The organism is Streptococcus sp. 32226D021BW (assembly GCF_053545015.1).
Window position 1 is genome coordinate 64,164 of record NZ_JBPPVC010000004.1, and the last position, 21,219, is coordinate 85,382.

A 21,219-nucleotide genomic window follows, 5' to 3' on the forward strand; every position below is an offset into this window, starting at 1 on the left:
CGTTGACAAAATATCTGTTTAGGTGTATATTTAACATATAACAAGATTTGATATATAACAAATAATAAATATATACCAAATCCAAACCTAATTACCCAACTATCAAAGAAAGGAGCGTCCTATGCATTTTCCAGTCCCCGCAGTGCTGACAGAATTTCTTATCCTGGCTATTTTGGAGTCCGATGATTCCTACGGTTACGAAATCTGTCAGACCATCAAACTGATTGCCAACATCAAGGAGTCCGCCCTCTATCCCATCCTGAAAAAGCTAGAGCAGAATGACTTTTTGACCACCTACTCCCAAGAATACCAAGGCCGCATGCGCAAGTATTACAGCCTGACCCAGCTGGGCCATGAAGAACTGGTTCGGCTCAAAGATGATTGGGACACCTACACAACAACCATCAACGGTATTATAGAAGGGAGCGTTCGCCATGACAAGAACTGAGTACATGGAGCAGTTAGAAAAACACTTGAAAAAACTGCCCCACAAGGAATACTTGGAAGCCAGAAACTTTTTTGAAGAATACTTTGACGAGGCTGGTCCAGAACGGGAAACAGACATTATCGAAGAACTAGGCTCACCAAAAGAAGCTGCCAGTGAGTTGATCAACAATATCCTCAACAAGCAAATTCAAGAAGACAAGGAAAACAAAGAATCACTCCAACTCACTTGGAAACACTGGGCTGGACTGGGATTATTGACTATGATGGGATTCTTCTCCTTCTTCCTACTCTTTATTATGGGCGAATTTATCGGCTTTATTCCCCTCTTTGCGACCCTTATCCTTGGCGCCTTTTTCCTCGGCCGCTACTTCCGCAACTTTAGCCAGACCAAACGAACACTCTGGTTAGCTATCCTTGCAGTTATTTCCCTACCTATCGCTATTCCACTCCTGCTCATTCTCCTAGCTAGCCTAGGCGGATTGACAGCCCTTATCCTAGCCCTCATTATCGGTGCCTTTGCTTTGGGTGTAGGAATGCTGACCAGCGGTGGCTATCTGATTTGGGAAGCCTTTAGCCTTCTGTCTGAAGGATTTAACATCTTCCTCATGGGCTTTGGCTCAGGATTGTCACTGATTGGTGGCGCCATTCTTATCTACATCTTGACTGGATTTTTTGCCTACTGGTCTTGGCGCTTAGTCAAGGCTTGCTTCAAATGGATATTGAAACGAGGTAAACGAGCATGAAAAAGAAACTAACCATGGCCATTATTATCGGCTTTGTCAGCCTGATTACAGGCTTAATTCTAGCTGGAATTGGATTTTTTACTGGGGGCATCACTCGTTTGGAAGAGGTAGCTATTCCCAAAGAAATTCACAAGACTTACACCGACCTGAATAGTATCAACATTGACTTTATCCCCCATAGCGTCTCTATCAAAGAGTCTAGCGATAACAACTACCATGTGACCTATGCCAATTCTGACAACAATATGCAGTCTCCGCTCACCCTTTCTGAAAAGGATGGCGCATTAACCCTTACTGCTCAACGACGAGAGTTTAAAATCGAAGGAATTATGCAGTTTTTCGGGGAACTTTTGGCTCAGGGAAAAGTAGATGTTAGCCTGGTTACCATTGAAATTCCAAAAGGGAAGACCTTGAATAAATTGGAAGGTCATACTATCGATTTCTATTACGGCAGCAACTTCACCATAGAGAATGTGCATATCAAAGAAATCAATCTGGAAGGCAATATCGAACTCACCAATAGCCATATCGACAGCGGTACGCTGAATACCCACTTCTTTCATGTCACCAATTCTAGTCTGAAAAATCTTGACATTTCTATCAATGATTCTAGCCTTCACCTTTCTAAAACCAGTCTGGAAAATGTGAACATTGAGAATTACTATGACTTGTCCGCTTCGCAAATCACTCTAAAAGGAAACAATGTCTTCACCCCTACCAAGACCAATTCCTACAATCACACAAGACTTGACTTGACCGAGCAAAGCCTACAAGACATCAATCTCACTATCAGCACACAGTTAGACCTAATGGCATTGGCTCAAGAGCAGGGCTACTACGCAGAAAATGAGAGAGAGCTGGAAGAAATGATGGGGGACCTGACTCATCTCGAGAAGAGATTTGAAACCATGGGTATTTACACCAGCGGAGTCTATGAAAAACTTTCTGTCAAAAAAGAAGACCGTAAACAAAGTTTGACCCTGGAAAACAAAAATAGCAAGAATAGCCTGACCATTGATGCCGTCAATGCAACCATAGCTTTCGAAGAATCAAAATAAATTAAGAAAACCAACTGTCCACGCAGTTGGTTTTCTCATTATTCATCTGTTTGATTATAAATCAAGAGACCTAATCCCATGAAGCTTACTAAGAAGAGGCTCAGCATCCAAACTTGATGACTACTATTTCCAACCATTGAAATGGTTTGACGAAGACCTGAAACAGAATAGGTCATTGGAAGATAGGGCTGAATGACTTGGAAGAAGCGTGGGCTGAGTTCGATTGGGTAGGTACCTGCGCTTGATCCAAGCTCTAGTAACAAGAGAATTAAGCTGGCAAAGGATCCGAAACGATCGTTCCACCCCACCAGGGCTGTAACGAGGGCCATGAAGGTCCAAGAGGCTAAGAGGATTAATCCCAAGGTTGCCATAGGATGAGCCGGATCAATTCCAATCAAGCGAAGAACACCGTACAGAATCAGTGCTGCTAGGCTGGCTATCGTACCATTCAGTAACAATTTCCCTTTAGCCCAATCCCAACGATTCTTGTAGGAACGATTATCAAGATGTTTAACGAAAATAACATTCGCTGATAAGGCTACAACCATCAGTGCGACTGATACCATATAAGGAGCCATTCCGACACCGTTGGTCTTCACATCATCTTGGTCGCTGTGTTCCAAGGTGACTGGTTGAGAAACTGCTTGTGCATTTTTGTCTTCTACAGAGATGACTGATAGTTGTTGACTGGCTGAACTGAGTGAATTCGTTAGGGTTTCACTACCTGTACGAAGACTGGAAATACCGCTTGTCAAGGTTTGACCGCCACTAGCTAATTGATCCGCACCAGCAATCAATTGCTGACTACCAGAAGCCAGTTGTCCTGAACCACTGACAAGTTGACTGGAGTTGGATGCCAAGGTTGCCAATCCTGATGTTAACTGACTACCTCCTGATTGGATGCTACTATTATTCGCAACCAACTGAGCTCCACCCTCTGCTAATTGGGCAACACCTGCGGTATAGGCTGTCACCCCTGACATGAGTTGACTTGCTCCACTTGATAATTGCGTTTGAAGTTGACTCACACCACTCGTCAAGGTTTGAGTTCCTGGTAGAACTTGTTGGTTCAAGGCGGTGTTGACCTGACTCAAGCCACTTGATAGGTTTTCAATGGCTGTTGTAGCACCTGGCAATGCTTGATTGGCAGCCGTGTTGATCTGACCGACAGCTGATTGCAGCTGGCTCATTTGTGTTGCCATGCCAGAAAGACTTTGTAGGCTAGATAAGGCTTGACTGAGTTGAGACAATTGACCCAAAATCGTTTGGGCTGCTGTCATTGTTGTCGAAGGTGAGTTTTGAAGGGCACCAACCAATTCAGCTTGCTGATCAGCTGTCAAGTTTTGATAGGTAGCCGTTGCTTGCAAGGCTTCAATGCTGGCTGTTTTATCAGCTTGGGCTGCAGTCAACAAGCCTTGAGCTTGAGCCCCCATCTCTGTCAAGAGGCTAGATAGAGTAGAGGTATCTACTGCAAGTCCTCCGATACTTGAGAGGCTATCATTTAATTGATTGATGGCCGCCTGCAACTGAGGAAGCCCTGTCAATAAGGCCTGTATTTGACTAGACTGTTCAGCAGACAAACTAGTTGAACTAGCGAGTTGCTCCAAGCCTGCCTGCAATTGATTGGCTCCTGTTACCAGTTGTTCAACCTGACTTGCTCCTGTTTGCAATTGTCCCACCCCAGCGATGAGCTGAGAGGAATTGGCATTTAATTGCTCCGCACCTGAAGCAAGACTCGCTACCCCATTTGTGTAGGTTGTTAAGCCACTGGAAAGTGTTTGACTTCCTGAAGCAGCCTGATTGACTCCATCTGTATAAGACACAATTCCAGTAGCCAATTGGTTTGCTCCTGTCACCAGTGATTGACCTGATGAAGATAAGGTAGATAGACCTGATGATAGAGTCTGACTTCCGGTTTCTAATTGACTAGCTCCATTTGTTAATTGTTGACTTCCATCTGCCGCTTCAACCATACCAGTTTGAATCTCTCCCATGCTGTCAAAAACAGCCGAGGTGTATGTTTCAGTAATCGTCTCTGAAACAGATGCTTTCAATTTTTCCATGGCTGATTCGCCCATCTTAGAAGCGACAAAGCTGTGACCTTTAGAGGTTTGGTAAGAAATGGTTAGTGGTTCAGGCTGATCTGTCAAGAGACTAGATGCTTTTTCCGATAAATCTTCTGGTAGGGTAATGACCATATAATAGTCCCCTTCTTCCAAGCCTTTTTCCGCATCTGTTTCTGATACAAAGTGGAAATCCAGGCTCTTGCTCTCTTTCATATTATCCACCATATCATCACCAATGGTGAGGGTTTTATCTTGAAAGCTCGCCGACTGGTCTTGATTGACAACTGCCACAGGCAACTGGTCTAGTCGGCCGTAAGGGTCCCACATAGAGGTTAGGAAACTAATGTTATATAAGGCTGGGACACAGGAAACACCGAGAATGGTGATCAAGGTCATTGGTTTTTTGAAAAAATTCTTTACTTTTTCCGACATAAGAAACTCCTTTAGACATCCTGTCCAAAAACTGATAAAATATATTATACAAGTATCATTTTTAAAATCAAGTAATAAGAATCATTTTTTGGACAATGTGTCTAAAAATGTTTAAAAGGAGCAAAATGGGAACAGATAATCGGAAAGAACGGACACGACAGGCTATTTTAGAAGCAATGGTGACTTGCCTAGAAACTCAAGGATTTAACGAAATTACAACCACCCACCTAGCACAGACTGCTGGTATCAGTCGTTCCAGTTTTTATACCCATTATAAGGATAAGTACGAATTAATCGACTCCTATCAACAGGGACTTTTTCACAAATTAGAGTCTATATTTGACCGTTATGATGGCAATCGCCAATCATCATTTTTAGAAATTTTCGAGTTACTCTATCGTGAAAAATTACTTTCTGCCCTACTGACCCATAACGGAACTCAAGAAATCCAAAATTTTCTTATCAATAAAGTCCGACTTCTTGTTGCCAATGATTTAGCGGAGCGCTTAGGAAAAGAGAATTTATCACAACTGGAAAAAGAATACAGCAGCATCTATTTTTCACATGCCTTCTTCGGTATCATGCAGGTTTGGATAAAAAATGGAAAGCAAGAATCTCCTCAATATATGACCGATTTTCTAATCAAAATGTTACCGTAATCATTATTTTCTACCTTCACCCCTTAAGAAATATGGTATAATAGTCTTATCGTGCAAACGTTTTCTTAAAGGAGATGATGAAATGATTCAAGCTGAACATCTATCAAAAACCTATTCCATCATAGATAAGGAAGTCGGTCTCAAAGGTTCGATTAAGGCCTTTTTCAAACCCAAGAAAAAGAAAATTCCTGCCGTCCAAGATATTTCCTTGCAGGTCAAAAAAGGCGAAATCATCGGCTATATCGGTTCCAACGGTTCTGGCAAATCTACGACTATCAAAATGCTGACGGGAGTCCTCTATCCAGACCAGGGCTCAGTCCGAATCAACGGCCTCAATCCACAAGAGAACCGCAAGGCTGTCAATAAGCAAATCGGAGTACTCTTTGGACAAAAATCCCATTTGGATTGGAACCTGCCTGTCCAGGAATCTTTTATCCTTCACGCAAAAATTTATGATGTTCCAGATAAGGTATTCAAAGAGCGATTGGCTGTCTTGATTGACCTACTGGACTTGGCTGATATTATGAAGCAACCAATCCGTAATCTGTCACTTGGCCAACGGGTTCGCTGTGAATTTGCGGCTATCTTTATCCACCAGCCTGCCGTTGTCTTTTTGGACGAGCCAACCATCGGTTTGGATGCCAGCGTTAAGGAGACCATTCGCTCCTTCATCCGCTATATGAATCAAGAATACCAGACCACTTTCTTGATTACTTCCCATGATATGAAGGACATCGAGAGCCTCTGTGAGCGGATTTTTATCATTGATAAGGGCAAGAAGGTCTACGATGGTTCACTGACCGTCCTTAAAGAGCGCTTTTCCACAGTCAAGACCATTCTCTTCTCAACAGAAAAGCCGATTGAAAAAGACTTGCAACTAGAGGGCTGGGAATTTGAACGAATAGATGACTTTCACTTTGAAATCCACTACCAAAGTAAGGTTTGGACCAGTGCCCAGGTGATTGAGCAAATCTTTAATCATTATTCGATTGAGGATGTCACCATGAAGGAATTGGAAATCGAAACCATGGTCCGCCAGATTTATGAGGAGGGTATCCATGCGTAAATATTTCTACATGACCCGCCTGACCATGATGAACGCCCTGCAATACAAGGCCTTCTTTCTAGCGACCTTCGTTTCACTGGCAGTGAAAATCTTGGTAGCTCTCTATGTTTGGAAGACTATTTTCTTTACCCAGTCAGAAGTCAATGGCTTCACCCTCCAAACCTTTACTACCTACATCATCTTTGCCAATCTATTAGCCAGCTTAAATTCCTTCTCACTTGGTCAAGATTTATCCTATAGCATTTTGCAAGGAAGCATTGCTGGGGAATTTCTCAGACCCTACTCCTTTATCCTAGCCCTCTTTTTCAAGGATCTTGGAAACAAGCTCTTGGAACTGATGAAATTTGCCGTCGTATTTATCGGTATTCTACTGGTTCATCAAGATTTCTACCTGCCTGATGGTCAAACCATTTTGCTCTTTCTGGTCAGCTCGATTTTGGGCATGTTTATCGTTCAACTACTGGATATGGCTTTTGGCTTCTTAGCATTTTTTACGGTCAATGCTTGGGGAGTGATGTTGCTCCGAATGGGGCTTTTCAATCTAGCCTCTGGAGCACTCTTGCCACTCAGTTTCTATCCACAGGCTGTGGAAAACTTTTTGAAACTCCTTCCCTATAATTATGCAGTTAACGTTCCAGTTTCCATTTTATTGGGACAGGAAAGCGATCTAACTGCTTTGGGATTGCAAGTTATATGGATACCCATTCTAGCCTGCTTCATCGCTGCTCTTTGGTCTCAGGCCAAGCGTCGTATTGTCATTTTTGGAGGTTAAGATGAAGAAATATATCAGCCTCTATTTGTATAATATCAAGGTCTACATGATGGCCCAGATGTCCTTTCGGGTGGACTTCTTCATCGGGCTTTTCTCCTCTTTGATTGAACAAATTGTCTACTTGATTTTCCTCAATATTCTCTTTGGAAATATTAAGGAAATCGCGGGTTTTAACTACGGTCAAATGCTTTTCATCTATGGAATAGCGACCGTCGGACGCTCCATTCACTTGATATTCTTTGATAATCTCTGGATGTTTGGTAGTCGCTATATTCGACAAGGTGAGTTTGAACGCCTTCTCCTCATGCCAGTCAATCCACTTTTTCAACTCATCTGTGAACGAATTCAACCTCAAGGAATCGGAACAACCATTATCGGTTCCCTTGCACTAGTCCAAGCTTCCAAGGAACTGGGTATGGAATGGAGTCTTGGAAAACTAGCCCTACTAATCTTTATCGCCATTTGTATCGGCCTACTCTATGCAGCCATTCAGCTGGGACCAACTGCTTTAGCATTTTGGATTGTGGAATCATTTCCTTTAACTATGGGAATTTTCGCCCTCAATCAGATGGCTCAATACCCACTCAATATCTATCCAAAAATCATTCAAATCCTGCTGATTTTTGTTTTCCCTTATGCTTTTACAGCCTATTTCCCAGCCCTCTACTTTTTAGACTTGTCTATGTGGGGACTGGCTCTGCCACTGGTTGTCCTGGTCTTATTTACCATCAATTATAAACTCTTCCGATATGGTATGACCAAGTTCACCAGCGTTGGAAATTAAAAAAAGCTAGCATTCTCTGGACGGAAAGTTCTAGCTTTTTTCTATATACTTATAAAATATGTTCTTCAAGCACCTGAAGTACGCCTGCTTCCAAATGGCTTGGAGCCAGGTATTTGGCAACCGCCTTGACCTTGTCCGTCGCATTTTCCATGGCATAGGAATAACCTACATAGTTTAACATCTCGATATCATTGTCCGAATCACCGAAGGCCATTACCTGTTCAGGTTCGATATCCAAACTAGTCAAAACCTGTTCCAAGCCCCAGGCCTTATGAATCCCTTCTGGCAATATATCAATGGAGCCATAGCCACTAGTCACTGCAACCAGCTGACCTTGAAAAACCTGGTTAAACTCTTCCGTTATCGATTCTACACGCGCTTCAGGAACCCAGAGACCAACCTTATAAATCGGCTCAGTTATTGGATAGGCACTGAGGTCGTCTAAGTAGGTTACACGGCTCTGGAAAGCAGCCATCTGTGTCGGTTCAATCGGCAAAGCCGTTCCCTCAAAAGGCACTCCAGCTCCATCCTGCATATAAATGTTCTTCTCCGTAGACAGCATTAGGCAGACCTCTGCCCAACGGCCTTGGAAAAACTCTAAAACTGCTTCGACTTCTTCTTGCTGAATAGCACGTCGAATCATTGTTTTGCCATTTTGATAAACATGGGCTCCATTATCTGCTACAAAGATTAACCGGTCTTCAAATCCTTGGCAAAGCTGCAATAACCTGCCCTTCCCATTCCCACTCGCAATGACAAATGGAATCTGTTTCTCTGCTAGCTTCTCCAAGACCCTCGAAAATCGCTCTCTATCAAAACTTCCTTGACCATCTAAGAAGGTCCCGTCCATATCTGTTGCAACTAATCGAACTACCATATTGTCTCCTTACCAATTTAGATTTACAAAATCCTTCATTTCTTGATAGGCTGTGTCCACACGCGCCTGGGTATCTGGATCCAACTGCCCATAATACTGACCGCCTTCTACCCAATCTTGCAAGATATAGGTTTGATACGCAAATTGTTCATAACCTTCTGACGAATACGTCCCCTTGGACAAGCGATTAACCCAGGTCGGATGAGCTTGGGCTGTCTGGATGCTTGTCTGCCCATTCTCTTTCTGAATGGTAATATCCATCAAAACACCCCGTTCTGTCCACTGGGCATTGGGTGTGTCTTCCATGCTTTCGATACGCTGGTTTGACAGGAAGTTGCCCATAGAATAGATAATCAATTTTCTCTGCCCATCTTTCTCAAGAATTTCCGCCGGTTCGACCACATGGGGATGTCCGCCCAAAACAATATCAGCCCCCCAATCAATCATTTGACGATACAGACTGGTCTGCTCCTCTGTTGGTTCCAACTGGTACTCCACTCCAGTTTGAGGCATGACAATGGTTATATCAGCCTCTTGCTCTGCCCGTTCAATCTCAGCACGCATTTTTTCTTGATGAAAATCGGAGAGATAGCCGTCATACTCCTCCTGACTGAGCAAGACTTCCAATCCATTAAAACCATAGGCATAGGCTAAAACAGCTATACGGATACCATTGACCTCTCGAATGTAGATCGGAGCAGTTGACCGATTTCCTTCCGCATAAACACCAACTGTGTCCACTCCAACTTCTCTAAATGTATTGACTGTGGAAACCAGGCCAGGCAGGTGAGAATCCAAGATATGATTGTGAGCCAAATCCACCACATCATAGCCTGCATCACGGATGTTACTAGCAACGATACTAGGAGCATTAAAGAGCGGATAGCCTGCCAGATCCATATCCGGAGAAATGGTTCCCTCAAAGTCTGCAATGGCAAAATCAGCCTGCTCAATCCAGGGCTTAACATAGGTGAAATTCTCAGAAAAATCATAGCTTCCATCCACTTGCTCTGCCCCTTGAAGAATGGGCAAATGGTAAAGTAGGTCTCCGTGAGCCATAATTCGAGCAGTCTTTACTTCCTTGTCTCCTTGGGTTTGACCAGTCTCTTCTTGTAACTGAATTTCCGAGCTAGGTGTAAATTGTTCCAAGACAAAAATAAGCCCCAACAAAAACAGTGCTAGACAAGCAATAAATACTAATTGTTGTCGGCTTCTTATTGAGGATACTCTCTTAGAACGGCTATAGGTTCTAGGATTTGACATCTTCTCACCTCCTCTTTCCTTATCCTTATTATACGCTTTTTATCCTCAAAAATCTATAGAAAAAACGGGAATAAATCCCCGCTTCCTCCTAGTCAATATACTGCAACTTTCCACGGAAATCTTCAATGGTTTCATAGCCCTTTTCTGCCATAATAGCTTGCAATTCAGCAGTAATGCGTTCAAAGGCAGATAGACCTTCCTTTTGCAGAGTTGTGCCGATTTGAACCATGCTAGCGCCGCAGAGAATGTGTTCAAAGGCATCACGACCTGTCAAAACACCGCCTGTTCCGACAATCTGGATTTCAGGTTTCAACCGTTGGTAAAAGGCATGGACATTGGCCAAGGCAGTCGGTTTGATGTATTCGCCTCCGATACCACCAAAACCATTTTTAGGCTTGATAACCACCTGCTCATCTTCAATATACAAGCCATTCCCAATAGAGTTGACACAATTGACAAACTTGAGTGGGAATTGATTGAAGATAGCTGCAGCCTGATCAAAATGAACAATATCAAAGTAAGGTGGCAACTTGATACCCAGAGGTTTAGTGAAATAGCTGAAAACTTCTCTTAGAATTGTTTCCGTTGTTTCAAAATCATAGGCAATCTGCGGTTTGCCAGGTACATTTGGACAGGAAAGATTGAGCTCAACCAATCCCATAAAGTCACTAGCTTCTACAGTTTTTAAAATCTCATGTGTTTCATCTGGCGACATGCCTACCAAGGACAAAACAAAGGTTCTATTTGGTTCAGTTTCCTGTAATTCTAGTAGATAATCCAAATAGTAAGCCAAGCCCTGATTTGGCAAGCCCATTGAGTTAATAGAACCAAGTGGCACATTCTGATAACGCGGTTCGGGATTGCCAGCTCGGTAGTCCAAGGTTGCTGTTTTGGTCACAAAGGTCCCCGCCACAGAATCCTTGACCGCAGCCAACTCTTCCTTGGTCATACACCAAACCCCTGCCGCATTCATCAAGCAGTTGTCAAACGAAAATCCGCCTAATCTTGTTGCTGTTGAAACCATGATTTCCTCCTAAGTAATTGCTCATTTTGACTGATTATATCACATCTTGGTAGCCAACCCAATAGATTGCTGTCAATGTTCGGAATTCTCAATTTTAACCATCACTTTTTTTAATAGTCAAAAACCCTCCTAAAAAATATAGGAAGGTTTTGGTAATTTCCGAATAGCTTTTAACCTTGTTTGCGTCTTCTTATCCCTACAAGACCGAATAGGGCCAAGATGGTTCCAATTCCCGTCCAAAGGGTAGCGGATGTCGAACCAGTATTTGGTCAATATGTTTTTCCATTTTTACCAACAAACGTTGGGTCTTTAGGTGTGGAAATTGAATCGCCTTCACTTACTTCATGTTTGGACAACTCTCGCTCCACTATTTCCGTAAAGTATTCCAGACCCGCAGTTGTTACAGCCTGCTCTAAGTCTTGACGCATTTTATTTCCAGAAGCAAGTAAAACCTTTTGCTCTTGCTCACTTGTTGCTAGACTTGATGCTAGATTTGAAACTGTGTTTTGCTCTTCTTTTACTTTGGCAACTAGATGTCCTGCTTCTTCTTGCGCTTTCAATAATGTTTCCGAATCAAAGGCAGCCTCAGCTTCACTTATCTTGTTTTGTGCTAGATCCACGTCTGATTGTTCTTTCATAGTCGCTTCTTTAGCAGATGCTACAACTGTAGCTTGCTTGTCAACAGCAGCTTGTGATGGTGCAACATCAGCAGAAGTTACTGCTACTTCAGCAGTAGGTATTGGTTCAACCGAAGCAAGTGTTCCAACAATATATTTCTTCTTTTTCATCTCATCCCCCTAAAATAGGTTGTTTGCAAGAGCTTGATAGAGCAACAATTCTTACAGAATTAGAGTAGTATTTTATCCCGGCATTGCCAAATATGCAATTCTATAGTGGTTTGTTTTTTGATCAACTTTATCATTATTTTTTTATATTTTGCATTTTTTACTTTACAAGAAAATATTGGAGTGCTATAATAATTATCAGATAAATTAAATTGTCAGACAATTTAATTTAGTTATCTAGTTCGCTTTTAATATATAGGTAATGAACGATGTCTGCTAGTCCAACCTAGTTGCTACACATTCATAAATATAGCTTGCGGAGTAAGTACCTTCTGTACGGTAGACCAGGGCCAGTTCTGGCATTATTTGAGCCAGGAAATGGACCTTCCTCGTTCATTGACCTAAATAATAAAAAAACTGAATGACTATAAAAAAAAAAAGAAATCAGGTGACCACATGTCAAACGCAAAAGCTTATATCGCCCAATCATTTGAAGCTGTCAAAGCCCGCAACCCACATGAAACTGAATTCCTTCAAGCTGTTGAAGAACTCTTCAACACTCTTGAGCCTGTTATTGAAGCTCACCCAGAGTACATTGAAGAAAATATCTTAGCTCGTATTGTAGAACCTGAGCGTATCATCAGCTTCCGTGTGCCATGGACTGATAAGGACGGTAAGGTGCAGGTGAACCGTGGCTACCGTGTACAATACAACTCAGCAGTAGGTCCTTACAAGGGCGGTCTTCGCTTCCACCCAACTGTTAACCAATCTATCTTGAAGTTCCTCGGTTTTGAGCAAATCTTCAAAAACGTTTTAACTGGTCTCCCAATCGGCGGTGGTAAAGGTGGTTCAGACTTCGATCCTAAAGGAAAAACAGATGCTGAAATCATGCGCTTCTGCCAAAGCTTTATGACTGAATTACAAAAACACATTGGTCCTTCTCTTGACGTTCCTGCCGGTGACATCGGTGTTGGTGGTCGCGAGATTGGTTATATGTACGGTCAATATAAACGCCTTCGCCAGTTTGATGCAGGTGTCTTGACTGGTAAACCTCTTGGCTTCGGTGGTTCACTCATCCGCCCAGAAGCAACTGGTTACGGCTTGGTTTACTTCACTGACAATATGTTGGCTGCAAACGGTAAATCCTTCAAAGACCAAACTGTACTTATCTCAGGTTCTGGTAACGTAGCTCAATTTGCAGTACAAAAAGCTACTGAACTTGGAGCAAAAGTTATCTCTGTTTCTGATTCTAATGGTTACATCATTGATGAAACAGGTATCGACTTTGACCTTCTTTGCGATATCAAAAACAACCGTCGTGCTCGTTTGACAGAATACGCTGCTGAAAAAGCAACTGCTCAATACTTTGAAGGTTCTGTATGGAACTACGATGGAAAAGCTGATATTGCCCTTCCATGTGCAACTCAAAATGAAATCAATGGCGAGCAAGCTGCTGCCCTTGTAAAAAATGGCGTTTACTGTGTGGCTGAAGGTGCTAACATGCCATCTGACCTTGATGCTATCAAAGTCTACAAAGATAATGGTGTCCTCTACGGTCTTGCTAAAGCTGCCAATGCTGGTGGTGTAGCTGTGTCTGCTCTTGAAATGAGCCAAAACAGCCTCCGCTTGTCATGGACACGTGAGGAAGTTGACAGTCGACTTAAAGACATCATGGCAAACATCTTCAACACAGCCAAAGAAACAGCTGAAAAATACAACCTTGGTACTGACTACCTTGCAGGTGCTAACATCGCAGCCTTTGAACAAGTTGCTGATGCAATGATTGCTCAAGGATTAGTGTAAGAAAATTTTTAGCTTCCCTTACTATAATGAAAATAACTCCCAGATTGACGTGCAAATTTGGGAGTTTTTCTTTGCTCTGAAAATATATAAGTCCTATCGATACAAGCAAAAACCTGCCCAAACTAAACTGGACAGGTTATTTGCCTTAATTTACTATTACTTAGTCAAAATTTGCAAGGTTTCAAGCAACTGATCAACATGAACTTCAACCGTATCACCTGTTCCCTTGATTTTGACTTCAACAATACCGTCAGCGGCTTTCTTACCAACAGTCACACGGATTGGCAAGCCAATCAAGTCACTATCAGAGAATTTCACACCGACACGCTCATTGCGGTCGTCTGTCAAGACTTCATAACCAGCACCGACCAAGCTGGCTTCGATGGACTGAGTCAAGGCCATAGCTTCTTCGTCCTTAACATTGACTGGAATCAAATGTACATCGAACGGTGCCAATTCTTTAGGGAAGTTGATCCCCCAAGCGTAACGGTATTCGCCTTTTGGTGTCTTATTGACAAAGAGGCGAGCGTGTTGCTCAAGAACAGCTGACAAGAGACGGCTAACACCGATACCATAACAACCCATAATAATCGGCATAGAACGACCATTTTCATCCAAGATGTTGGCATTCATGCTATCTGAATAACGGGTACCAAGCTTGAAGATGTGACCAATTTCGATACCTCGAGCAAAGTTGAGAACCCCGTGTCCATCTGGAGAAGGCTCGCCTTCCTTGACTTCACGAATGTCCACATACTCAGTCACTTGGAAATCACGACCTGCATTGGCACCTGTGTAGTGGAAACCATCTTCGTTGGCACCGACTACAGCGTTCTTCACATCTTGAACCTTGCGGTCTGCAATAATCTTGATGTTTTCTGGTAAGCCGACTGGGCCAAGTGAGCCAAAGCCTGCACCGAAGACTTTTTCTGCATCGGCTGGGCTAGCTACATCAAAGAAATCTGCTGCCAAGTGGTTTTTTAACTTGACATCGTTGACCTGGTCATTGCCAACAAGAAGGGCAACAACTGGCTCACCATCCGCCATAAAGAGCATGGTTTTGATGGTTTGCTCTTCCGCAACATTCAAGAAGGCAGCAACCTCGTCGATGGTTTTGGCATCTGGTGTCGCTACTTTGACCAAGTCTTCTTCAACTACAACTGCTGTACTTGGTTTGTACTCGCTAGTTGCCATTTCTAGGTTGGCAGCGTAGCCAGACTCGCTAGAGTAGGCGATGGTATCTTCACCAGACACAGACCAAGCCAAGAGTTCTGCCTTGATCGCTTCAAGAACATCCTCTGGTATTTCCTCAAAAGAAGCAACAGACTTGTCCAAGACAACCCAACGGTCGAGATCGGTACGGTCTGGGGTAATGGCCATAAATTCCTGGCTGTCCTTACCACCCATGGCACCACCGTCACCGATGATGGCCTTGAACTCAAGTCCTGCACGAGTGAAAATAGCCTCGTAAGCTGCCTTGTAGTCATCGTAGGTTTGATCCAGGCTCTCGTAGCTAGCGTGGAAGCTGTAACCGTCTTTCATGATAAACTCACGACCACGAAGAAGTCCGTTACGAGGGCGTTTTTCATCACGGTATTTTGGCTGGATTTGGTAAATGTTGAGTGGCAACTGCTTGTAAGATTGCACCGCATCACGCGCCAATAGTGTCACCGTTTCTTCGTGAGTTGGTCCCAAGATAAAGTCAGAACCTTCGCGGTTTTTGAGCTTGTAAAGATCGTCGCCATAAGTTTCGTAACGACCTGACTCACGCCAAATGTCCGCTGATAAGAGAGCTGGTGCCAAAAATTCAATAGCATCAATCTTATCAAACTCCTCACGCATGATATTTTTTGCTTTTTCAATCACACGGTTAGCCAAAGGCAAGTAGCTGTAAATACCAGCAGAAATCTGACGGACATAACCCGCACGCAACATCAAAGCGTGGCTAATCACCGACGCATCCGAAGGCATCTCCCGCAAAGTGGGGATAATCATTTTAGACTGTTTCATATTAAGATATAAGTGCGTTAAGAAAACGAAACGAAAATAGGAAACCTAACGCAGTGCCGTTGGCACAAGGCAGGTTTATCTTTTTCGTAAAGTTTTTAGCACGCATTCAATTCCTTTCGTAGTTTACTTGATTAGAAATCACAGAAGTCACTTTTCAAAACCCTTGCTGACGCTCGAGTTCAAATCTGAAAACTCTCTTTTCTTTCCATCATTTTTATCAGGAAAACACAGGTTTCAGCCCGTGTTCAATTCCTTTCGTAGTTTACCTGATTAGAAATCCAGAGGCGTAGCTCTCAATCTATTTTCCGAGTTTTTAGACCGAGTTCAATTACGAACCTCCTTTGTTCCTTTCATCTTTTGTTTATCAGGAATGCACAGGATTCAGCCCGTGTTCAGTTCCTTTCTTATTTTTCAGAACATCCTGCGTGAAGCACGCATTCAATTCCTTTCATAGTTTACTTGATTAGAAATCACAGAAGTCACTTTTCAAATCCCTCGCTGACGCTCGAGTTCAAATCTGAAAACTCTCTGTTCCTTTCTTTTTCGTAGTTTTTCAGAACATCCTGCGTTTAGCACGCATTCAATTCCTTTTGGAGTTTTTATCTAGAAGAATACACGCATAATATCATTCCAAGTCACAACCAGCATGAGGACAACCATGATTGCAACGCCTGCCAGCGTAATATAGGATTCTGTTTCTGGTTTGAGCGGTTTTCTGCGAATACCTTCTAAAATATTCATGACAATCTTCCCACCATCCAAGGCTGGAATAGGGATGAGATTGAAAATACCGATATTGATTGATAGCATAGCCATCAGGTTAAAGACCGAAACCCAACCGTTTGCAGCAGCCTGATTGCTGACAGAATAAATAGCAACAGGTCCACCCAATTGCTTGACGTCGAAGTTGGCAATCAAGTTTTTCAAGGCAGTTACAACAATAAGGGCTGTCGCACCCGCTTGCTCGAATCCCCCAATAATCTTATCAAGGAAACCAGTTTTTAAAATCGGTGAAATTCCAATTCGGTAGCTATTGTCAACCTTCTCAGCAGTAACAGTGAGCGATTTTTCAGCCCCTTCGTGTTCAACGACCAAATCAAAACTTGGAGCTGTAGAGGCTTCTGAGGCTACCTGACTAATGATGCTAGCAATATCAGTGTAAGTATGCGTTGTTTGACCATTGACCGACAAGATTTTATCACCTGTAACCAGACCTGCATCCTGTAAAGCACCGCCGTCTGTAATACGGACTGCATTACTTGTTGGATCTGCAACACCACCCTGAGCAAAGATAAGCATGATGAAAATAACGGTACCTAGAATAAAGTTATTCATAGGACCAGCAAAGTTGGTTATCAACTTCCCCCAGACAGTCGCATTTTGATATTGAACATCCAGCGGAGCAATCCGAACTTCCGTCCCATCTTCCTCTACAATCGTGGCATCATGGTCAACCTTGTAAGTCTTGTTTTCATCTAACACCAAGCCTGTAATTTCCAGCTTCTCTTCAAAGTCAAAACTGGTTACATTCATAGGTAAACTCAGATTATCAAGTTGCTTTCCTGAAAGGTTGATACGAGTAACAATACCATCGGCATTCAAAGTTAGGCTGGCAGGCGTACCTGTCTTAATTTCTGTCTTATCTTCACCCCAACCCGCCATACGAACATAGCCACCGAGGGGAAGAATGCGGATGGTGTAGAGAGTTCCATCCTGACCAGTATGAGAAAAGATTTTCGGTCCCATACCAATGGCAAATTCTCTGACAAGGATACCCGATTTTTTGGCAAAGTAGAAATGCCCAAATTCATGAACAACTACAATCACACCAAATATAAAGATAAAGGCTAAAATTCCCTTCATAGTCCCTCCTTAAAACAGTCCAAAGAAGTGCATGATAGGAAAGACAAAGATCATACCATCAAAGCGGTCTAAAATACCACCATGACCTGGAATCAGATTGCCAGAATCCTTGACACCAAAATGACGCTTAATAGCACTTTCTACTAAATCACCAAATTGAACAAAAGCAGAGAAGATGGCCACCAATACCAGCATCAAGAAGAAGGGATAACCTGCTCGAAGGCTTTTATCAACCAATAAGAAAATAATCGACAAGACGAGAGCGGAGCCAATCCCACCAAAAAATCCTTCCACCGTCTTATTGGGTGATACTTTTGGTAATAACTTTCTTCGACCAAATTGGCGACCAACCAGATAAGCCCCAATATCCGTTGCCCATACAATACAAAGTGCAAACAATACCTTATTCAACCCATCCGTCCGTGCCAACAGCAAATTATGAAAACCAATCCCTACATAAAAACTAGAGGCAATCGGAAAAACAACATCCGAGTAGTTGTACTCTCCCAAATTAAAAACGGTCGTTCCGAGAAGAAGGAACACAATAATGGCATAGGCTGTATAGTTGCCATCCGTTGGCAAAAAAGTCAGGTAATTCTGCAAAGGCAAGGTCAAGACTAGACTTGCCAACATGGCAAGAACCCCCTCAATTGAATTTGGAGCCAACTGTTTCATTTTGAGTAATTCAGCCGTAGCAATCATCGCTAGTAGGCCTACAAAGAAATGAAAAGTCGTTCCCCCTAGTAATAAAAAGGGAAGAAAGACTGCAAAAGCAATCCCTCCAAATACCACTCGTTTCTGCAAATCGTTTGTCATAACCTCTCCTTACACGCCACCAAAACGCCTGTGGCGACGGTTGTATTCTTTAATAGCTAATTTCAGTGCCTCACCATCAAAATCTGGCCAAGCAATATCTGTAAAATACAGCTCACTATAGGCTGTCTGCCAAGGCAAGAAATTACTCAAGCGCAATTCTCCACTGGTCCGAATAACCAAATCCGGATCACGAAGAGCAGGCGATAGACTTCCAGTATAGAGATAGTCCGCAATCAACTTTTCATCAATATCCCCTGGATTAAACTTGGCATCCAAGACATCTTGTGCAATGGCCTTGATTGCTCGGGTCACTTCATCACGCCCACCATAGTTCAGGGCAAAATTCAAAATCAAACCCGTATTATTCTTGGTTTTTTGTTCTGCCTTGTACAAGGCATTCAAAGTAGCCTCTGGAAGCTTAGAATGATCCCCAATCATTTGAATTTTAACATTATTTGCATGGAGTTCCGGTACATATTTATCATAAAACTCCACAGGTAAGTTCATGATAAATTTAACTTCCTTTTCTGGTCGAGACCAATTCTCCGTCGAAAATGCATAAACAGTTAATACTTTAACTCCCAGATCAGAAGCTGTTTTAGTCACTTTTTGAAGGGCATCCATCCCGGCCTTATGACCCATGATACGAGGCTGCATCCGCTTTTTCGCCCAGCGACCATTGCCGTCCATGATAACCGCTATATGCTTAGGAACTTCAATCGCTGTTTCAATGCTTTCCTTCTTTTTAAATTTAAATCTAAACATATTTTTCCTTAAATATTTATATATTTTGTTATGACATCTTTCGAAAGCTCGAATAATACTGTATATAATCAGCCTATTATACCATATTTATAAGGATTTACGCAAAAATCAGCTAGCGCGTTCATGCAAAAAACCGAGGTTCTCCCCGGTTTTCAGTCATCTATTCTTCGATAGCTGTTTCTGTTTTCTCTTGACTTGCTTCTTCTGCAATAACTGAACTTGTTGCTTCAGTTACTCGGTTACGAATAGCCCCGCGTTCAAAGGTCAAGTAGACTCCATCAACATCCAAGACAACCTTTTTATCATCGATTTCATCAACAATACCAAACAGACCACCAATAGTGACAATTTCATCACCTTTTTTAATCTGGCTGAGTGCATCTTGGCGCTGTTTTTGTTGTTTGCGCTGGCTATAGAACATAAAACCAATCATAGCAAGCATCAAAGCAGGAAATAATAATCCTTCCATTTGTGTACCTCTTTTTAGTTTGATAAGCATGATTATACCAAATTTAATGAAAGAAATCAAAATTTGGTCAGTCAAAAAAGACCGAACTCTCGTTCAGCCTTTATCTATCCTATTTTGCACTCCATACACTCTCAAGGATGTTGGTCTGTTCACGACCAGGTCCTACTGAGAAGGTTGAGATACGAACGCCGACCAATTCGCTGATACGACGAACATAGTTGCGAGCCGCTTCTGGCAATTCATCCAGACTACGTACACCTGTGATGTCTTCAGACCAACCTGGCATTTCTTCATAGATTGGTTTGCAGCGTTTGAGTTGCTCCAAACTTGCAGGGTAGTGGTCAATCCGCTCACCATCCAAATCATAAGCCACGCAGATTTTCAAGGTTTCAAGACCTGACAAAACGTCAATCGAGTTGAGGGACAAGTTGGTAATACCTGACACACGGCGGCTATGGCGCATCACCACTGAGTCAAACCAACCGACACGGCGTGGACGGCCTGTTGTCGTACCGTATTCTTTACCGATTTCACGGATACGGTCTCCGATTTCATCGTGCAATTCAGTTGGGAATGGTCCGTCACCAACACGGCTAGTGTAGGCCTTACATACACCAACAACCTTGTCAATCTTGCTTGGGCCGACACCGCTACCGATAGTCACACCACCAGCAACTGGGTTTGAAGAAGTAACGAATGGATAGGTACCTTGGTCAATATCCAACATAACCCCTTGGGCACCTTCAAACAAGACACGTTTGCCTTGGTCCAAAGCATCGTTCAAAATAACAGATGTGTCTGTTACATATTTCTTGATTTCTTGGCCATATGCGTAGTATTCTTCAAAGATTTCATCAAATTCAATAGGAGTTGACTCGTACATTTTTTCAAATAGACGGTTTTTCTCAGCCAAATTTGTTTTCAAGCGCTCTGCAAAAATCTCCTTGTCCAAGAGGTCTGCGATACGGATACCAACACGTGCAGCCTTGTCCATGTAAGCTGGACCGATACCCTTGTTGGTTGTACCAATCTTGTTTTCGCCTTTTGATTCTTCTTGCAATTGATCCAATTTGATGTGGTAAGGTAGGATAACATGTGCGCGGTCTGAAATCCGCAAGTTATCTGTTGTGACACCTGAATCATGGAGATAGTTGATTTCCTTCACCAATGATTTTGGATTGACAACCACACCATTACCGATAACAGAAATCTTTTCTGGGAAGAAGATTCCTGACGGAATCAAGTGCAACTTATACTTGGTACCGTCGATAACGATAGTGTGTCCTGCATTATCTCCACCTTGATAGCGCGCGATTACTTCAGCATTAGCAGACAAGAAATCTGTAATTTTACCCTTACCTTCGTCGCCCCACTGGGTTCCTACAACAACTACTGATGTCATATTCACTCTTTCTCTGAACTGGCTGACCAGTCCAGCCTTTCTTCTACTTCTGGCAGGAATCTCACCTGCAAGTTTCGTTTTACAATCCATTCTACCAAAAAACGAACATTTTTTC

19 protein-coding genes and 1 pseudogene are annotated in these 21,219 nt (G+C 42.7%); 8 read left to right on the top strand and 12 right to left on the bottom strand.

Annotated elements, in window-relative coordinates; translation table 11 throughout:
• The first annotated feature begins 121 nt into the window (after positions 1-121).
• From ACEE44_RS03860 to ACEE44_RS03870, 3 genes are read left to right on the top strand one after another with little or no spacing between them, the layout of a single operon-like run.
• A complete protein-coding gene (locus tag ACEE44_RS03860) occupies positions 122-448 on the top strand; it encodes a helix-turn-helix transcriptional regulator (RefSeq protein WP_172053956.1) in 327 nt (108 codons plus the stop codon).
• Positions 435-1,190 carry a DUF1700 domain-containing protein gene (locus tag ACEE44_RS03865; protein ID WP_449171342.1) on the top strand — a complete coding sequence of 252 codons (756 nt, stop codon included), beginning with the start codon at positions 435-437 and terminating at the stop codon, positions 1,188-1,190. The genes ACEE44_RS03860 and ACEE44_RS03865 overlap by 14 nt, the downstream gene beginning before the upstream one ends.
• The gene (locus tag ACEE44_RS03870) at positions 1,187-2,248 is read left to right on the top strand and encodes a DUF4097 family beta strand repeat-containing protein (RefSeq protein ID WP_172090895.1); all 1,062 of its coding nucleotides are present in this window, start codon (positions 1,187-1,189) and stop codon (positions 2,246-2,248) included. The genes ACEE44_RS03865 and ACEE44_RS03870 overlap by 4 nt, the downstream gene beginning before the upstream one ends.
• 38 nt (positions 2,249-2,286) lie before the next feature.
• Here the strand turns inward: ACEE44_RS03870 and ACEE44_RS03875 are convergent, their stop codons facing one another.
• On the bottom strand, positions 2,287-4,746 hold the full coding sequence (locus ACEE44_RS03875; protein WP_172090896.1) for a YhgE/Pip family protein: 2,460 nt from the start codon (positions 4,744-4,746) through the stop codon (positions 2,287-2,289).
• Between the two features lie 125 nt (positions 4,747-4,871).
• Here ACEE44_RS03875 and ACEE44_RS03880 point away from each other — a divergent pair, with 125 nt between their 5' ends.
• The 4 genes from ACEE44_RS03880 to ACEE44_RS03895 all read left to right on the top strand — a co-directional run bounded on the left by ACEE44_RS03880 (position 4,872) and on the right by ACEE44_RS03895 (position 8,027).
• The gene (locus tag ACEE44_RS03880) at positions 4,872-5,405 is read left to right on the top strand and encodes a TetR/AcrR family transcriptional regulator (RefSeq protein ID WP_172028508.1); all 534 of its coding nucleotides are present in this window, start codon (positions 4,872-4,874) and stop codon (positions 5,403-5,405) included.
• A gap of 82 nt (positions 5,406-5,487) precedes the next feature.
• Positions 5,488-6,471, top strand: a complete 984-nt coding sequence (locus tag ACEE44_RS03885; protein ID WP_172028509.1) for an ATP-binding cassette domain-containing protein — start codon at positions 5,488-5,490, stop codon at positions 6,469-6,471.
• Positions 6,464-7,243: an ABC-2 family transporter protein gene (locus ACEE44_RS03890; protein ID WP_172076277.1), complete on the top strand. Its 780-nt coding sequence runs from the start codon at positions 6,464-6,466 to the stop codon at positions 7,241-7,243. Before ACEE44_RS03885 ends, ACEE44_RS03890 begins: the two co-directional genes overlap by 8 nt.
• 1 nt (position 7,244) lies before the next feature.
• On the top strand, positions 7,245-8,027 hold the full coding sequence (locus ACEE44_RS03895) for an ABC transporter permease (protein ID WP_044781015.1): 783 nt from the start codon (positions 7,245-7,247) through the stop codon (positions 8,025-8,027).
• Between the two features lie 49 nt (positions 8,028-8,076).
• On the opposite strand, the gene ACEE44_RS03900 is transcribed toward ACEE44_RS03895, so the two are convergent.
• The 5 genes and pseudogenes from ACEE44_RS03900 to ACEE44_RS03920 all read right to left on the bottom strand — a co-directional run bounded on the left by ACEE44_RS03900 (position 8,077) and on the right by ACEE44_RS03920 (position 11,979).
• Positions 8,077-8,904, bottom strand: a complete 828-nt coding sequence (locus ACEE44_RS03900) for a Cof-type HAD-IIB family hydrolase (protein ID WP_172090897.1) — start codon at positions 8,902-8,904, stop codon at positions 8,077-8,079.
• Between the two features lie 9 nt (positions 8,905-8,913).
• Positions 8,914-10,167, bottom strand: a complete 1,254-nt coding sequence (locus tag ACEE44_RS03905; RefSeq protein ID WP_172090898.1) for a CapA family protein — start codon at positions 10,165-10,167, stop codon at positions 8,914-8,916.
• 88 nt (positions 10,168-10,255) lie between these two features.
• On the bottom strand, positions 10,256-11,191 hold the full coding sequence (locus ACEE44_RS03910; protein WP_449171343.1) for a dihydroorotate oxidase: 936 nt from the start codon (positions 11,189-11,191) through the stop codon (positions 10,256-10,258).
• 170 nt (positions 11,192-11,361) lie between these two features.
• Positions 11,362-11,448 (bottom strand): annotated as a pseudogene (locus tag ACEE44_RS03915) (LPXTG cell wall anchor domain-containing protein); the annotation flags it as partial.
• Between the two features lie 12 nt (positions 11,449-11,460).
• Entirely contained in the window at positions 11,461-11,979 is a 519-nt protein-coding gene (locus ACEE44_RS03920; protein WP_449171344.1) for a hypothetical protein, read from the bottom strand.
• Between the two features lie 453 nt (positions 11,980-12,432).
• Between ACEE44_RS03920 and gdhA the strand changes: the two genes are divergently transcribed.
• On the top strand, positions 12,433-13,779 hold the full coding sequence (gdhA, locus tag ACEE44_RS03925) for an NADP-specific glutamate dehydrogenase (RefSeq protein ID WP_449171345.1): 1,347 nt from the start codon (positions 12,433-12,435) through the stop codon (positions 13,777-13,779).
• Between the two features lie 156 nt (positions 13,780-13,935).
• Here gdhA and ACEE44_RS03930 read toward each other — a convergent pair whose 3' ends face one another.
• The 6 genes from ACEE44_RS03930 to ACEE44_RS03955 form a co-directional block, all read right to left on the bottom strand.
• On the bottom strand, positions 13,936-15,789 hold the full coding sequence (locus ACEE44_RS03930) for a proline--tRNA ligase (RefSeq protein ID WP_449171346.1): 1,854 nt from the start codon (positions 15,787-15,789) through the stop codon (positions 13,936-13,938).
• A 603-nt stretch (positions 15,790-16,392) separates the two neighbouring features.
• Positions 16,393-17,652 (bottom strand): RIP metalloprotease RseP, encoded by a 1,260-nt coding sequence (rseP, locus tag ACEE44_RS03935; protein WP_449171347.1) that lies wholly within the window; start codon positions 17,650-17,652, stop codon positions 16,393-16,395.
• Positions 17,653-17,661: 9 nt separating this feature from the next.
• A complete protein-coding gene (locus ACEE44_RS03940; protein ID WP_449171382.1) occupies positions 17,662-18,456 on the bottom strand; it encodes a phosphatidate cytidylyltransferase in 795 nt (264 codons plus the stop codon).
• Positions 18,457-18,477: 21 nt separating this feature from the next.
• Positions 18,478-19,233 carry an isoprenyl transferase gene (locus ACEE44_RS03945; protein ID WP_449171348.1) on the bottom strand — a complete coding sequence of 252 codons (756 nt, stop codon included), beginning with the start codon at positions 19,231-19,233 and terminating at the stop codon, positions 18,478-18,480.
• A gap of 160 nt (positions 19,234-19,393) precedes the next feature.
• On the bottom strand, positions 19,394-19,702 hold the full coding sequence (gene yajC, locus ACEE44_RS03950) for a preprotein translocase subunit YajC (RefSeq protein WP_449171349.1): 309 nt from the start codon (positions 19,700-19,702) through the stop codon (positions 19,394-19,396).
• A gap of 109 nt (positions 19,703-19,811) precedes the next feature.
• Positions 19,812-21,104 carry an adenylosuccinate synthase gene (locus ACEE44_RS03955; RefSeq protein WP_002940128.1) on the bottom strand — a complete coding sequence of 431 codons (1,293 nt, stop codon included), beginning with the start codon at positions 21,102-21,104 and terminating at the stop codon, positions 19,812-19,814.
• Positions 21,105-21,219: the final 115 nt, after the last annotated feature.

Coding starts and splice junctions, on each gene's coding strand:
- ACEE44_RS03860 (WP_172053956.1), top strand. CDS start 122: ATGCATTTTCCAGTCCCCGCAGTGCTGACAGAATTTCTTATCCTGGCT.
- ACEE44_RS03865 (WP_449171342.1), top strand. CDS start 435: ATGACAAGAACTGAGTACATGGAGCAGTTAGAAAAACACTTGAAAAAA.
- ACEE44_RS03870 (WP_172090895.1), top strand. CDS start 1,187: ATGAAAAAGAAACTAACCATGGCCATTATTATCGGCTTTGTCAGCCTG.
- ACEE44_RS03875 (WP_172090896.1), bottom strand. CDS start 4,746: ATGTCGGAAAAAGTAAAGAATTTTTTCAAAAAACCAATGACCTTGATC.
- ACEE44_RS03880 (WP_172028508.1), top strand. CDS start 4,872: ATGGGAACAGATAATCGGAAAGAACGGACACGACAGGCTATTTTAGAA.
- ACEE44_RS03885 (WP_172028509.1), top strand. CDS start 5,488: ATGATTCAAGCTGAACATCTATCAAAAACCTATTCCATCATAGATAAG.
- ACEE44_RS03890 (WP_172076277.1), top strand. CDS start 6,464: ATGCGTAAATATTTCTACATGACCCGCCTGACCATGATGAACGCCCTG.
- ACEE44_RS03895 (WP_044781015.1), top strand. CDS start 7,245: ATGAAGAAATATATCAGCCTCTATTTGTATAATATCAAGGTCTACATG.
- ACEE44_RS03900 (WP_172090897.1), bottom strand. CDS start 8,904: ATGGTAGTTCGATTAGTTGCAACAGATATGGACGGGACCTTCTTAGAT.
- ACEE44_RS03905 (WP_172090898.1), bottom strand. CDS start 10,167: ATGTCAAATCCTAGAACCTATAGCCGTTCTAAGAGAGTATCCTCAATA.
- ACEE44_RS03910 (WP_449171343.1), bottom strand. CDS start 11,191: ATGGTTTCAACAGCAACAAGATTAGGCGGATTTTCGTTTGACAACTGC.
- ACEE44_RS03920 (WP_449171344.1), bottom strand. CDS start 11,979: ATGAAAAAGAAGAAATATATTGTTGGAACACTTGCTTCGGTTGAACCA.
- gdhA (WP_449171345.1), top strand. CDS start 12,433: ATGTCAAACGCAAAAGCTTATATCGCCCAATCATTTGAAGCTGTCAAA.
- ACEE44_RS03930 (WP_449171346.1), bottom strand. CDS start 15,789: ATGAAACAGTCTAAAATGATTATCCCCACTTTGCGGGAGATGCCTTCG.
- rseP (WP_449171347.1), bottom strand. CDS start 17,652: ATGAAGGGAATTTTAGCCTTTATCTTTATATTTGGTGTGATTGTAGTT.
- ACEE44_RS03945 (WP_449171348.1), bottom strand. CDS start 19,233: ATGTTTAGATTTAAATTTAAAAAGAAGGAAAGCATTGAAACAGCGATT.
- yajC (WP_449171349.1), bottom strand. CDS start 19,702: ATGGAAGGATTATTATTTCCTGCTTTGATGCTTGCTATGATTGGTTTT.
- ACEE44_RS03955 (WP_002940128.1), bottom strand. CDS start 21,104: ATGACATCAGTAGTTGTTGTAGGAACCCAGTGGGGCGACGAAGGTAAG.